Annotated in this window: 10 protein-coding genes and 1 pseudogene; 7 read left to right on the top strand and 4 right to left on the bottom strand. The window is 68.6% G+C overall.

Annotated elements, in window-relative coordinates; genetic code table 11:
- Positions 1 to 34: 34 nt before the first annotated feature.
- Complete coding sequence (locus OG202_RS05010; protein WP_328222317.1) at positions 35 to 1,264, top strand: PP2C family protein-serine/threonine phosphatase; 1,230 nt, start codon at positions 35 to 37, stop codon at positions 1,262 to 1,264.
- Between the two features lie 182 nt (positions 1,265 to 1,446).
- Here OG202_RS05010 and OG202_RS05005 read toward each other — a convergent pair whose 3' ends face one another.
- Positions 1,447 to 1,692 (bottom strand): hypothetical protein, encoded by a 246-nt coding sequence (locus tag OG202_RS05005; RefSeq protein WP_405892549.1) that lies wholly within the window; start codon positions 1,690 to 1,692, stop codon positions 1,447 to 1,449.
- Positions 1,693 to 2,156: 464 nt separating this feature from the next.
- Between OG202_RS05005 and OG202_RS05000 the strand changes: the two genes are divergently transcribed.
- Complete coding sequence (locus tag OG202_RS05000) at positions 2,157 to 3,434, top strand: IS701 family transposase (RefSeq protein ID WP_327728809.1); 1,278 nt, start codon at positions 2,157 to 2,159, stop codon at positions 3,432 to 3,434.
- 99 nt (positions 3,435 to 3,533) lie between these two features.
- On the opposite strand, the pseudogene OG202_RS04995 reads toward OG202_RS05000, so the two are convergent.
- Together OG202_RS04995 and OG202_RS04990 are read right to left on the bottom strand one after the other, a co-directional pair.
- Positions 3,534 to 4,589 (bottom strand): annotated as a pseudogene (locus OG202_RS04995) (S8 family peptidase); the annotation flags it as partial.
- A gap of 201 nt (positions 4,590 to 4,790) precedes the next feature.
- Positions 4,791 to 6,398 carry a PucR family transcriptional regulator gene (locus OG202_RS04990; RefSeq protein ID WP_328222316.1) on the bottom strand — a complete coding sequence of 536 codons (1,608 nt, stop codon included), beginning with the start codon at positions 6,396 to 6,398 and terminating at the stop codon, positions 4,791 to 4,793.
- Positions 6,399 to 6,567: 169 nt separating this feature from the next.
- On the opposite strand from OG202_RS04990, the gene OG202_RS04985 reads away from it, so the two are divergent.
- From OG202_RS04985 to OG202_RS04965, 5 genes are all read left to right on the top strand, one after another.
- Positions 6,568 to 7,497 carry an ABC transporter substrate-binding protein gene (locus OG202_RS04985; RefSeq protein ID WP_328222315.1) on the top strand — a complete coding sequence of 310 codons (930 nt, stop codon included), beginning with the start codon at positions 6,568 to 6,570 and terminating at the stop codon, positions 7,495 to 7,497.
- Positions 7,494 to 8,498, top strand: coding sequence for an amino acid ABC transporter permease (locus OG202_RS04980; protein ID WP_326584979.1), 1,005 nt, complete (start codon positions 7,494 to 7,496; stop codon positions 8,496 to 8,498). Before OG202_RS04985 ends, OG202_RS04980 begins: the two co-directional genes overlap by 4 nt.
- Positions 8,495 to 9,280 carry an amino acid ABC transporter ATP-binding protein gene (locus OG202_RS04975; protein ID WP_328222313.1) on the top strand — a complete coding sequence of 262 codons (786 nt, stop codon included), beginning with the start codon at positions 8,495 to 8,497 and terminating at the stop codon, positions 9,278 to 9,280. Before OG202_RS04980 ends, OG202_RS04975 begins: the two co-directional genes overlap by 4 nt.
- 82 nt (positions 9,281 to 9,362) lie before the next feature.
- Complete coding sequence (locus OG202_RS04970) at positions 9,363 to 10,115, top strand: gamma-glutamyl-gamma-aminobutyrate hydrolase family protein (protein WP_326584981.1); 753 nt, start codon at positions 9,363 to 9,365, stop codon at positions 10,113 to 10,115.
- A complete protein-coding gene (locus OG202_RS04965) occupies positions 10,112 to 11,440 on the top strand; it encodes a diaminopimelate decarboxylase (protein ID WP_328222312.1) in 1,329 nt (442 codons plus the stop codon). Before OG202_RS04970 ends, OG202_RS04965 begins: the two co-directional genes overlap by 4 nt.
- A 107-nt stretch (positions 11,441 to 11,547) precedes the next feature.
- On the opposite strand, the gene ligA is transcribed toward OG202_RS04965, so the two are convergent.
- A complete protein-coding gene (gene ligA, locus OG202_RS04960; protein WP_328222311.1) occupies positions 11,548 to 13,635 on the bottom strand; it encodes an NAD-dependent DNA ligase LigA in 2,088 nt (695 codons plus the stop codon).
- Positions 13,636 to 13,639: the final 4 nt, after the last annotated feature.

The raw sequence follows: 13,639 nt of genomic DNA, 5'->3' as shown, positions 1-13,639 counted from the left end.
TCACAGGAAGGCGACCGACGCTGAGGCGGCGACCATGGAGGATACGGCGATCGACTACGCGGCGGTGTTCCAGGCGCTGCCGGGCATGGTGGCGTTGCTGACACCCGAGCTGGTGTACGCGGACGCGAACGAGGAGTTTCTGCGGATGTCGGGCCGCACCCGCGAGCAGGTGGTCGGTCGGTACCTCTTCGACGTGTTCCCCGACAACCCCACCGACCCGTCCGCGAACGGGATGCGGAACCTGGCGGCCTCCCTCAACCGGGTGGTGCGCAGCGGCGAGCGGGACGCGATGGCGCTGCAGCGCTACGACGTGGAGTCGGCGCAGCGGCCGGGGGAGTGGGAGGAGCGGTACTGGAGCCCGGTGAACGCGCCGGTCCTCGGCCCCGACGGCAAGGTGGTGCTGCTGATCCACAAGGTGGAGGAGGTCACCGAGCTGATCCGGGCCCGCGAGCGCGCCCCCGGCGACGGGACCCGGGTGATGGAGGCCGAGCTGTACACCCGCGCCCGTGAGCTGCAGGATGTCAACGAACGGCTGCGCGAGGCGCACGCCCATGAACGGGAGGTCGCGCTCGCCCTGCAGAAGGCGATGCTGCCCGCGCCCCACCCGCTCGGCGACCACCGTGCGGCCGTGCGCTACCAGCCGGCGACCGACGCGCTGAACGTGTGCGGCGACTGGTACGACCTCGTCGGCCTGTCCGGAGCCGACCGCATCGGCATCGCCGTCGGTGACGTGGTCGGCCACGGTCTGGCCGCCGCCGGCGTCATGGGCAAGCTCCGCAGCGCGCTGAGCGCCGCGTCCCTGGTGGCGGACGGCCCCGCCCAGGCGCTGGACGCGCTCGGCCTGTACGCACGCTCCGTGGACGGCGCCGAGAACACCACCGCCGTGCAGACCTGCATCGACTGGGAATCCCACACGATCACCTACAGCAGCGCGGGCCATCTGCCGCCCGCACTGCTGTGCCGCGACGGCACGGTCTCCTTCCTCGACCAGGCCACCGATCCGCCGCTCGGCGCCCGCCCGGAACACACCCTCCGCCCCGAGGCCACCCTCGGCTTCACCGAGGGCGACATCCTCGTCCTCTACACGGACGGACTGATCGAGCGTCGTGACGAGGACATCGACCTCAGCCTCGCTCGTCTGGCCGACGCCCTCGCCCGCCACCGCCGGTCCACTCCGGAATCCCTCGCCGACGCCCTCCTCCACGACCTCCTGCCTTCCGGCCGTGCCACCGACGACGCGGCCCTCGTGATCATTCGGCTGTGAGTCGCACGGCCGGGTTCGCGGCACAGATCCGCCATGGGTTGACCAGGTGCGAGCCGGACCGCGCCCCGCGTGGTTCGGACGGACCTTCGCGCGTACGGGATTACCGCGGCCGGGCGGGGAACCTGCCCTGCCTGCCTACGTGGAAGCTCCACACCTGGTGCGGGGTGTGGAGCCCGGCTCACTCAGCGGAAGGGACCGTCGGTCGCGAAGGCGTGGGCTGCGAAGCGCTTGCCCATGTGACGGTATGCGGCGGCGGTGGGGTGAAGGCCGTCGGCCAGGTCCTCTGCCTCGTCGGGGCCGAGCAGTTCGCGTCCGTCGAGATAGTGGAGGTGGGGATCGGACGCCTGTCGTGCCGCAGCGATCCGGGGCAGCTCGGCACGGACCACCGCCAGCGACAATGCCGGAGCCGTCTGACGAAGCTGTGCCATACGGGTGTGGCGGCGGCCGGCGTAGCGGACTATGGCCTGGTCAAGGTCTTCCGGTGAGTCATCGATTCCCAGTGCTCCAGGGTGCGGATGCGCAGCCCGCCCGGGACCCTGGCAGACGTCCGCAGCCATGCCTGGCCGGGGGCCAGGCCACCACGGCGATCCGCTCGATCTCCGACCAGACGTACACGATCTCCAGTGTGCCCCGGGTCAGGGTCAGCCCGGCCGGTCAGCGTGGACACGGCCCTGCAGCTCCTCAGGGAGGCGCACGGTGGGCTGGACACCGGCCCAGGCCGCCCGCGGCCTTCCTGGACGCCTCCGGCATGGTGGCCCCGCCCGCGGCGTACACCGCGGGCGGGGAGCTGTCGCCGGCGCAGTGCGTGCTGTACGCGGGCGTTGCCGGGCCCTGCGCTAGTAGGACTCCGTTAGGTCTGTCTCGCGGTGCTGTTTGGGGGCATGGTGGGTGTGTGGATGCACATGAAGTGAACCGTGCCCGGGCGAAGTTGGCGTTGTTCGTGGCCGATGTGTTCGCGTCGGTGCCGCGCAAGGATCAGCGGGCCAAGAGTGACTGCTATCTGCGGGGACTGATGGTGGACGGTCGCCGCAAGTCCATCCAGGCCATGGCCTCGCGGCTGCCGGACGGCAACGAGCAGAACCTGCAGCAGTTCGTGAACCAGTCGACCTGGGATCCCGTGCCGGTGCGGCGGCGGATCGCGGAACGGATGGTGCCGAGAATCGGCCCGGATGCCTGGGCGGTCGACGATGTGTCGTTTCCCAAGGACGGGAAGATGTCGGTCGCTGTCGCTCACCAGTACTGCGGGGCTTTGGGCAAGCAGGCCAACTGTCAGGTCGCGGTCAGCGTGCACGCGGTCTCCGACACCGCGTCCTGTCCGCTGCAGTGGCGCCTGTTCGTGCCCCGGGAGTGGGCGGATGATCCGGTCCGCCGACGCAGGACGGGGGTTCCTGAGGAGGTCGGGCACCGGGAGAAGTGGCGCCTGGCCCTGGACGTCTTCGACGAGCTGGCCGGGTGGGGGCTGGTGCCGCCGGCGGTGGTGGCCGACGCCGGCTACGGGCAGAACGCCGACTTCCGCGACGGGCTGGAACGTCGGAACATCGGCTACGTGGTGGCGATCCGCTCGGACGTGACCGTCCACCCGCACGATGCGGTGCCCGCTGCCCCGCCCTGGTCCGGCAACGGCCGCAAGCCTCAGCCCCGCTACCGCGACAAGCCGTCCCCGGTGGCCGCGCTCGCGGCGGACCAGGGGCGGCAGGCCTTCACCGAGGTGACCTGGCGTGAAGGCTCACGCGGGCCGATGCGCTCGCGCTTTCTGGCGCTGCGCGTGCGGCCGGCCGGTGTCCGGTCCCGCCGCCTTGCCCAGGCCGCCGCCACCGCGCAGGAGGGTTTGTGGGACGGTGTCCTGCCCGACGTCACGCTGCTGGTCGAATGGCCCGAAGGCGCCGAAGCACCCACCGATTACTGGCTGTCGAACCTGCCGGCCGACACCCCGCACGCTGAACTGGTCCGCCTGGCCAAGATCCGCTGGCGCATAGAACACGACTACCGGGAACTCAAACACGGCCTCGGCCTGGACCACTTCGAAGGACGTTCCTGGACCGGCTGGCACCACCACGTCACCCTGGTCACCGCCGCCCACGCGTTCCTCACCGAACAGCGCCTGGCCCCAAAAGCCGATACAGCGGACTCACCCTCTACCAGATCCTCGACACCATCCAGGACCTGCTGAACTGCTGGACCGGCACCTGCACCACCTGCCACCGCCCCCTGCCCAGAACATCCACCACCAGCCAGAACCCAAGAGCCAGAGCAACTTAACGGAGTCCTACTAGAAGGTCAGGTTCCAGGCGTCGATCTTGCCTGTGTCGGAGGCGGCGTTGTCGTTGACGCGCAGCTTCCAGGTGCCGTTCGCGATCTCCGAGGAGGCGTTCACGGTGTAGGTCTGGGCGATGTTGTCGGCGCTGCCGCCGGCGTGGTTGTGCAGCGTGTAGACGGTGCCGTCCGGCGCCACCAGGTCGACCTTCAGGTCACCGATGTAGGTGTGCTTGATGTCCACACCCACCTTGAGGGTGGCCGGGGCGTTGCCGGTCACGCCGGTGACGGCGATCGGGCTCTCCACGGTCGCGTTGTCGTTGATGGCGAAGTCCGCGAGGTTCTCGACGTACTTGCCTGGTGGCGGGGTGGTCCCCACTGCCTTGAGGGCGTCGGCCTGTCCCTCGCCGAAGAACGAGTTGTTGGCCGTCGTGCCCGTGCAGCGGCTGTCCGAGGGGCAGGTGATGTCGTTGGCCTGGGCGGCCAGCTTGGCGCGGATCTGCGCCGGGGTGATGCCCGGGTCGGCGCCGGCGATGAGTGCTGCCACGCCGACCACGTGCGGGGTGGCCATCGAGGTGCCGCTCTTGCTGCCGTAGCCGCCGCCGGGGACGGTGGAGTACACGTTGCTGCCCGGCGCCGCGACGTCGATGACGCCCTGCCCGTAGTTGGAGAACGAGGCCTTGGTGACGCCCGTGCCGTTGGCCGCGACCGTGACCACGCCCGGCAGCTCGGTCGGGATGTCGAGGCAGGCGTTGGTGATGGTGCGGGTGACCGGCGTCGAGTCGTTCGGGCTCGCGGAGTCGGTCGTCTTGTGGGCGAGGTCGTAGTTCTCGTTGCCCGCGGCGGCGATCTGGAGGGAGCCCTTGCTCTCGGCGTACTCCTGGGCGCGCTTGACGCCCTCGATGATGGCGGCCTGGTCGATGTTGTCCGGGCAGTTGAACTGCCACGGGTCCGTGTAATAGCTGTTGTTGGTGACCTTGAAGCCGTGGTCACCGGCCCAGACGAAGCCGCAGATGGTGTTCTCGGCGAAGAAGAAGGAGTTGCCCGGCTCGGCGACCCGGACCGCGGAGATCTACACCGATGCCTCCATGGCAATGACCCCACGTGCTACAGCCAGCTGATCGCGGATGCAGGCAAGGTAGGTATTCGATCAGGGTCCCCCACGAAGGCCTCGCCCGACGCAACTTCGCAGATCGCGAAGCGGATGGTCATCACGATCGACCAGAAGGTCATCCCACCCAGTCAACCAACGTGACAGCGCCCATGAGCGGGCTCAGCGGTGGACGAGGCGTAGCTGCAGCCACAGCGAGAGCCTGTCGTCGGCATCGTCCAGTGAGATGTCGAAGAGTTCGGCGGTCCGGCGCAGCCGGTAGCGCAGGGTGTTGGAGTGCACACCCAGCCGGGTCGCGGCTTCGGCGACGTTGCCCACCGCGTCGAGCCATGCGAGGACCGACACGACGAAGTCCGTACCGTGCTCGGCATCGTGGGCGGCCATCGCGGCGACAGCGGGATGCCCCAAGCGCGGTTCGCGGCTGAGCTCGTCGGCAACGCGAGCCAGCAGGAGCCGCGCGTGTACGTCGGTCAGCCCGGCCACCGGCGGTGCGTCGGCGTGGGCTGTCGTCACGCGCAGGATGTCGTCGATCTCCCGGCGCATGGCCGGCAGGGCCGCCGGATCCGTTTCCGTGGAGGCGACCGCTGCGCGGACGCTGTCACCGAAAGCCCCGCGGATCGCGGTGAGCGCGTCTCTCGCGATCCGCCTCGCAGCCTGTGATCCACCGCCCGGCAACAGGACGTAGACCGCACGGGACGTCGTGGCAATACTCGCGTCCGGGCGGAAGGGGACGATGTAGCGGGACAGCGCGTGGCTGAGGTAAGCGGTCAAAGCCACAGAACCCGTCGCGTCGGTTGTCGCGGCGAATCCGAGGAGCCCGAGGTCGACTCCTGACGGAATGGAAAGACGAAAGACTGTTTCGTGAGCCGCCCAGGATCCTTCCAGTGCCCCGAGCAGCGCGCTCTCGCGTTTTTGAAGCTCCAGTTCATTTGCATTGCGGCTGCGAAGAATGTGCAGACTGGCCAGGCGTGCACAATCGACCAGCGCCTGTTCACCGTCTCCGCCGAGGCCGTCGGTGCTTTCGATGGCCCAAATAGTGCCGAGCGGCTGGGTCCCGGCCCTGATGGCTATGGCCGCGCGGGGCAGCGCTCCGAGCGCATCGGGAAAGCGCACGACCTTGTCCGAACCGAGCACGACCCGATACCGCTCGAGGTTGTGATCGATCTCCGGGACACGGCGGCTCAGAATTCCTTCGCGCCGCAGGGCGTCGATGCGCTGGTCCGGCGATGACGAATAGGCCATCACGCGCCGGTCCAGGTCCTCGATGGCAACAGATCCGCCGATGACGGCGCTGGCGGCGTTCGCCAGGATGAACAGTCCGTCCCCGGATCCGGCCTTCGGGTCGCCCCCGCCCCCCTGGGAACCCAGGGCGGAGAGCAGCAGCGCGTCGAGGTGGCGCCAGGAGACCTCGTCCGCCGCGGCGAGCAGGGTGAGGCCGCCGGCCGACGATTCCGCGACGAGGGCGCTGGTATCCGTCCCCCTGAGCTTGAGGACCATCGCGCAGTATCCGCGGTGGGCGGCCTCCCGTACGAGCTCGGCGGCGCCCGCTTGGTCGCCCTGAAGCCCTGGCAGCAACAGGAGCTGGTCCACGCCGGACGGCAGGGGGTCGTGGGGGTCGTGCAGGACGGTCCCTCGAACCGTCTGTTCCAGTCCTCGTGGCGCGGTCAGTACCTGCAGGACCGGCGATCCGATGGTCGCGACGAGGTGCCGGACCGTGGTGGCCGGTGCGTCGGCGACGATCTCACCGCTTGGGTGATCGGACAAAGCCATAGCCAGATCCTAGTCCAATCGGATCAGGACGAGTGATGCGGGCGGGGACAACAATCGCCGCAATGACCTTTCCGCTCCGGGACTCCGCACGGAAAGACTCGTCGAAATTCTTCAACCGGTCGGACACCTGACGCTGACCTGGACCCGATTTCTTCGAATGGAGACACACGTGACCAGAAGTCGTTTCACCATCGCGGCACTCGCAATGGGGACCGTGGGAATTCTGCTCAGTGCCTGTAGCGGCACGTCGGCCACCGGCGACACTGCGACCCCGGCCGCGAGTGGAAGCAGGATTCAGCCGTCGATCACCGTTGACGCCAAGGTCGCGGCACTGCTTCCCAAGCGATTCCAAGCCGGGATCGACGTGGCCAGCGGCGTCTACGCGCCGATGGAGATGCTCGACTCCAACCAGAAGTGGACCGGATTCGACTACGACTTGGGACAGGCGCTCGGAGCAAAGCTCGGCGTCTCGTTCAACTTCAAGAACCAGGCATTCGACAGCATCATCCCCTCACTGCAGTCGGGCAAGCATGACATCATCATGTACGGAATGAATGACACGCCGGAGCGGGAAAAGACTCTGCACTTCGTCGACTACTTCCACGCCGGAATGGAAATCGTCGTGAAGAAGGGTAATCCGGAGAAGATCAGCAAGGTGCTCGACCTGTGCGGCAAGTCCGTCGCGGTCGCCAAAGCCACCACTCAGGCCGACCTGATGAGGGCACAGGAGCCGAAATGCAAGGCCGCCGGAAGGAAGCCGGTCACGGTGATCGAACTGCCCACCGAAGGCGACGCCCTCCTCGCGGTTCGCGCCGGAAAGGCCGTCGCGGACGTGCTCGACGCGGCACCCGCCAGGTACAACGCCGCCACGGCAGGAAGCGGCACCGCGTTCGAAGTCGTGAGTGACCCTGCGCATCCCACAGGATTCGGTCCGGTGTACACCGGCATCGGGGTGCTCCGAAAGAACCACGATCTCGTCCTGGCTCTGCAGGCGGCGCTGAACTCGCTGGTGAAGGACGGCACTTACCAGCAGTTCCTCGACAAGTACGACCTGTCCGCGTACGGCGTCAAGTCCGCGATCATCAACCGCGGATCATGACCGACGAGATCGCGACGGCCAAGAAGTCCAGCCGATTCGCGCCGGACGAGCGGGCCGCCGCAGGCACGCACGACGTAGCTGCCACGCCCCTGCGGCACCCGGGGCGATGGGTGGCCGCCACGGTGCTGATCGCCCTGTGTACCGGCTGGATGTTCTCGCTCTGGCACAACCCGAACATCGAGCACCTGACGATCGCCGATTTCCTGTTCGACGGGCGGATCGTCCAGGGCGTCCTGTTCACGGTCGCACTGACCGGCTGCGCGATGGCGCTGGCGACGGCTCTCGCCATCCTGCTGGCGGTGATGCGGCTGTCCGCCAACCCGGTGCTGCGCGTGATGTCGTGGGCGTACACGTGGTTCTTCCGTGGCACCCCTCTGCTCGTCCAGATCGTGTTCTGGGGCTACCTCGGCCTGCTGTACCAGGAGCTCACCCTGGGTATCCCCTTCACCTCGATTCAATTCGCCTCCGCGGACACCAACGCGATCGTGACCCCCTTCGTCGCCGGCTTGCTGGCTCTGGGGATGAACGAGGCCGCGTACGCCTCCGAGATCGTCCGCGCGGGACTGCTCTCGGTCGATCACGGCAACGTCGAGGCGGCCCACTCGCTGGGGATGTCGCCCGCGTACACCCTGCGGCGCATCGTGCTGCCCCAGGCGATGCGGGTGATCATCCCGCCCATGGGCAACGAGACGATCTCCATGCTCAAGAACACGGCCCTGCTTCAGCTCATCGCGGTGCCGGAGCTCTACACGCAGACCAGCTGGATCTCGGCGCAGAACCTGCGCCAGGTCGAGCTGCTGATCGTCGCAAGCGTCTGGTACCTGGTCCTCACCTCCGTGCTCTCCGTGCCGCAGTACTACCTGGAGCGCAGATACGGCCGCGGCACCAACCGAAGCCTGCCGTTGACTCCCTGGCAGCAGGCCCGCCGCCTGGTGGGCCAGATGCGGACCCGTGTCACACAGGTCGCACACACCGACGCGAGGACGGAAGGAGACGCATGACAACGCAGGTCCTCGACGGATCGAAGCCGTTGGTGGAGGCGCGGGACGTCCGCAAACGCTTCGGCGCGAACCTGGTGCTCAAGGGGATCGATCTCCGTGTCGAGCGTGGGCAGGTGATGTGCCTGCTCGGGCCCTCTGGCTCCGGCAAATCGACATTCCTGCGCTGCATCAACCACCTGGAGCGGGTCGACGGCGGGCGTATATACGTCGACGGTGAGCTGATGGGCTACCGCGAACACGGTGGTCATGCCCGCGAGATGAGACCCAGTCAGATCGCGGCCCAGCGCCGGAGTATCGGCATGGTCTTCCAGCGGTTCAACCTGTTCCCCCACCTCACGGCGTTGGAGAACATCGTCGAGGCCCCGGTCGGTGTGGCGCGCCGGAGCAAAGCCGACGCTCGCGCCAGAGGCATGGAACTACTGGAGCGGGTCGGTCTCACCGATCGTGCGGGCATGTATCCGGCGCAACTGTCAGGTGGCCAGCAGCAGCGGGTGGCCATCGCCCGGGCGCTCGCGATGGATCCGAAGCTGATGCTCTTCGACGAACCGACGTCGGCCCTGGATCCGGAACTCGTCGGCGATGTGCTGAACGTGATGCGCGATCTGGCGAAGAGCGGCATGACGATGATCGTCGTGACCCATGAGATCGGCTTCGCCCGCGAGGTGGCGGACCAGGTCGTCTTCATGGACGACGGCGTCGTCGTGGAATCCGGTGCCCCGACCGACGTGATCAGCAACCCGCAGCACGACAGAACGAGGACATTCCTCGACAGCGTCCTGTAGGCCGCTACCACTCCGGCATGTCCGGTCCGGGACCACGACCGCTCGCCGACCACCTTGTGCCACGAAGAGAGGGACACCCCCTGTGTGTAACGTCGTCCGTCGACCGCTGATCGCGGTCACCCTGGGACGGGACCTGCCTGACCGTCCGTCCGTCTTCAGGCTGGCCGACAGCTATGTACAGGCTCTGACGAGTCCGGGAGCGATACCGATCGCCATCATGCCCGGCATCGACGACACGGCGATCCGGCATGTGATGGAAGGCGTCGACGGCCTGTTCCTCCCCGGCGGAGTCGACCCGCACCCCCGCCACTTCGGAGAGGAGGTGCACCCCAAGACGGTCATCGACGAGGACCTCGACGCTCTGGAGATGAACGCCATCGCCGCCGCGGCCGACTTGGGCATGCCGATACTCGGCATCTGCCGAGGCTGTCAAATCCTCAACGTCGCCCTGGGCGGCAGCCTGGTCCAGCACCTGGAGCCCGGCGGCCCGGTCGACCATCTCCAGGTTCTGCCGCTGGACTCGGAGGTCCACGAGCTCCGGATCGCAGCCGGCTCCCGCCTCGCCGGACTGTCCGATGCCCGGTTCCTCCGGGTGAACAGCCTGCACCATCAGGCCGTCGCCACACCGGCACCGGCGCTGAGGGTGGTCGCCACAGCGGAGGACGGCACCGTTGAAGCCGTCGAGGCCACGGACCCCGACCGCTGGATCGTAGGCGTCCAGTACCACCCGGAAGAGCTCATCGACCAGCGAGCCCACCGCAGTCTCTTCGACGACTTCGTCTCGTCCTGCAGCCGGTTCGCAGCCGCTCGGCAGAATCCGGAAGGATCCGAATGACCACCTCCCCAGCAGCCGAACGACGCGAACGCATCCTGCGCGCGGCCGTACGCGAGCGGCTTCTCGACCCCGACCATGCCGTACTGGCGGCGTTTGTCGACCTCGACGGCGTCGCCGCGAGCGTCGAGGCGCTGCACCGTGCCTTCCCGTCCTCGGTTCAGGCCCTGCACACGTTCGCGGCGAAGGCCAACTGCCTGGTGCCGGTGCTGGAGGAACTGCGGACGCATGGCATGGGCTGCGAGGTCGCCAGCACTGGCGAACTCGCCCAGGCGCTGGCCGCCGGCTTCGCGCCCGAACGGATCGTCTTCGACTCCCCGGCCAAGACCCGCGCGGATCTCAACCGGGCCCTGGCCCTGGGTGTCGCGGTCAACGTGGACAACTTCCAGGAACTCCGGCGCGTCGACAAGATCCTCGCAAGCCGTTCGTCCACCTCCCGGATCGGTGTGCGGATCAACCCTCAGGTCGGCAGCGGGGAGATCGCCGCGATGAGTACGGCCACCGCGACCTCCAAGTTCGGCATACCGCTGGGGGACGACGGCAATCGGGAGCAGCTCCTCCAGGCCTACCGGGACCGTCCATGGCTCACCTGGGTCCACGCCCACGTCGGGTCGCAGGGCTGCCCGCTGGATCTGATCGCCCAAGGCATCGCGAAGGCCGTGGCCTTCGCCGACCAGGTCAACGCCGACCTCGGCCGGCGCCAGGTGACCGGTATCGACATCGGCGGCGGACTGCCCGTCAACTTCGGCAGCGACGAGCCGACGCCGGGCTTCGACGAGTATGTCGCTCACCTCCGGGCCCACGCGCCGGCCTTGTTCAGCGGCGACTACCGGGTCGTCACCGAGTTCGGGCGGTCCCTGCTGGCCAAGAACGGCTTCACCGCCGCGTATGTCGAATACACCAAGACCTCCGGCGGACGCCCGATCGCGATCACCCACGCAGGTGCCCAGGTGGCCACACGTACGGTGTTCATGCCCGAAGCCTGGCCGCTGCGGATCACCGCACATGACCCTGCCGGCTCCCTCAAGGACGGGGAAGCCGTACCCCAGGACATCGCAGGCCCCTGCTGCTTCGCGGGCGACCTGGTCGCCCAGGCCCGTCCGCTGCCCAGGCTCGCACCCGGCGACATCGTGGCCCTCCTCGACACCGGCGCCTACTACTCCTCCACACCCTTCCACTACAACAGTCTTCCCGACCCCGCGGTCCACGGCGTGCGCATCGCTGCCGACGGAAGCATCCAATTCGGGCTGCTCCGCCGCGCAGAGACGATCCAACATGTCCTCGCCCGAACCGGAGGTGTCAGGCTTGGCGCCGACGAGGCGGTCTGAGGAGCCGTTGCTCTTCTGAGCAGTGCTCTTGTCGGTCGACCGAGGATTCCTGGCCGGGGGCTTCCGATGGCCCCTGACAGCGTGTTCCACTAATTGGTCGTGCCGGCTCATTCGAGGAAGTCGGCGACGAGGGCGGCGAACTCGTCCGGATCGGCCAGGCGGATGCCGAGGGTCTCGGCCTTGGCGCGCTTGGAGCCGGCGTTCTCGCCCGCCACGACCAGCGACGTCTTCTTGGAGACGCTGGAGGAGGCGCGCCCGCCGGCCCGTTCGATGAGTTCGTTCATCTGGTTGCGGCTGAGCCTCTCCAGGACGCCGGTCATCGCGCCCGTGACCACCACGGCCATCCCGGCGAGCGGACCGCCCGCGGGCTCGACGCCGCCCTCCGTGTCGGCGGCTTCCTCGTCCGCCGGGGCGGGCGGTGTGGCGCCCGGCTCGGTCATGTTCACCCCGGCCGCCACGAGCTTGTCGATGAGCGGGGCGAGTTCGGCGAGTTCGGCCACGATGGAGGGGGCCTTCTCGGTGCCGATGCCCTCGACCCGCTGGATCGCCTCGGCGTCGGCGGCGCGGATGTTGTCCATGGTGGCGAAGTACCGGGCGATACGGCGGGACATGGAGCGTCCGGTGCCCCGGACACCCAGCGCGCACAGCACCCGAGACAGCGGCCGCCCCTTGGCCGTGTCGAGCGCGGCGAGGAGATTGTCGGTGCTGGTCTCCCCCATGCGCTCCAGGCCGAGGAGCTGCTCCCGGGTGAGTACGAACAGGTCGGCGAGATCGGCCACCAGGCCCGCCTCGACGAGCTGCACGACCCGGGTGTGGCCGAGCCCCTCCACGTCGAGCTGATCGCGGCCGACCGCGTACGAGAGGGACGCCACCAGATGGCAGTTGCGGCCGTTCTCGCAGCGCCAGCGCTGTTCCCCGGTGTCGATGCCGGAGCCGCATCTCGGGCACACCTCGGGGAAGACGATGGGCTGTTCGTCCCCCGTGCGCAGATGGGCGACGGGCGCCTCCACGCGGGGGATGACGTCACCCGCGCGGTGCACCATCACGTGGTCGCCCAGCCGCAGGTCGCGGCGCGTGATGTCGGCGGGGTTGTGCAGGGTGGCGTACGTGATGGTGGAGCCGTCGATCTCGACCGGCTCCAGCACGCCGCGCGGCGCGATGATGCCGGTACGGCCGACGTTCCACTGCACCTCCAGCAGCCGCGTGATCTTCTCGACGGCGGGCAGCTTGTAGGCGATCGCCCAGCGCGGGGCGCGTGAACCGGACCCGGCGGCCTGCTGGTCGGCGGCGAGGTCGGCCTTGACGACGATCCCGTCGATCCCGAACGGGAGCTCGGCCCGCAGCGCGGCGATCTCCTTCACCCGGGCCAGGACCTCCTCCACGGTGCCGGCGGTGACACCGGGCACGGCCGTACTCGCGGTGGTGTTCACCCCCAGTTCGGCGGCCCGCGCCATCAGTTCGCTGTGGGCGAGCTCGCCCAGCCGCGCGGCGGAGTCGGCGTCCGTGCCCGGCAGCGCCAGCAAGGCGTAGCCGAAGAAGGTCATCGGCACCGTGTAAGCCCGCTCCTTGGCACGCAGGGTGCCCGCGGCGGCGTTGCGGGGATTCGCGAACGGTTGCCCGCCGTGTCCGGTGCGCACCTCGTTGGCGTGCTCGAACTGGGCGGTCGTCATGAGGACTTCGCCCCGCACCTCCACGGTGACCGGCTCGGCGAGCTCACCGGGCAGCCCCTCGATGGTGCCGATGGCGTGCGAGACGTCCTCCCCGGCCGTCCCGTCGCCACGCGTGATCAACTGCGTCAGCCGCCCTCGCGTGTACCGGGCGGCGACCGCCAGCCCGTCGAGCTTCGGCTCCACGCTGAACCGCTCCACGTCGTGCCCGATCCGCCGGGCCAGCGACGCCGTCCACGTCGTGAACTCCTCGCCCGAGAACACGTTGTCCAGGCTCAGCATCGCCACCGTGTGCGGCACATCCCCCTCGACCGCCCCACCGGCCACCTTCCCGGTCGGCGAGTCCGGCAGTATCTGCTCGGGATGCTCGGTCTCCCACAGCGCGATGCCCCGCACGAGCCGGTCGTAGGTGTCGTCGTCCAGCACCGACGTACCGCCCGTGTAGTAGGCGGCCGAGGCCTTGACCGCGTCCTCGACGGCCTGCGCGTAGGCGGCGGCATCCACGATCACTGCAACTGATGTCGTCATGCGG

Origin of the sequence: Streptomyces sp. NBC_00310 (assembly GCF_036208085.1) — a bacterium.
GTDB lineage: Bacteria > Actinomycetota > Actinomycetes > Streptomycetales > Streptomycetaceae > Streptomyces.
The sequence above is the reverse complement of the archived record's forward strand: the minus strand, read 5'-3'. Positions and strand labels throughout refer to the sequence as shown.

Coding starts and splice junctions, on each gene's coding strand:
- OG202_RS05010 (WP_328222317.1), top strand. CDS start 35: ATGGAGGATACGGCGATCGACTACGCGGCGGTGTTCCAGGCGCTGCCG.
- OG202_RS05005 (WP_405892549.1), bottom strand. CDS start 1,692: ATGGCACAGCTTCGTCAGACGGCTCCGGCATTGTCGCTGGCGGTGGTC.
- OG202_RS04990 (WP_328222316.1), bottom strand. CDS start 6,398: ATGGCTTTGTCCGATCACCCAAGCGGTGAGATCGTCGCCGACGCACCG.
- OG202_RS04980 (WP_326584979.1), top strand. CDS start 7,494: ATGACCGACGAGATCGCGACGGCCAAGAAGTCCAGCCGATTCGCGCCG.
- OG202_RS04975 (WP_328222313.1), top strand. CDS start 8,495: ATGACAACGCAGGTCCTCGACGGATCGAAGCCGTTGGTGGAGGCGCGG.
- OG202_RS04965 (WP_328222312.1), top strand. CDS start 10,112: ATGACCACCTCCCCAGCAGCCGAACGACGCGAACGCATCCTGCGCGCG.
- ligA (WP_328222311.1), bottom strand. CDS start 13,635: ATGACGACATCAGTTGCAGTGATCGTGGATGCCGCCGCCTACGCGCAG.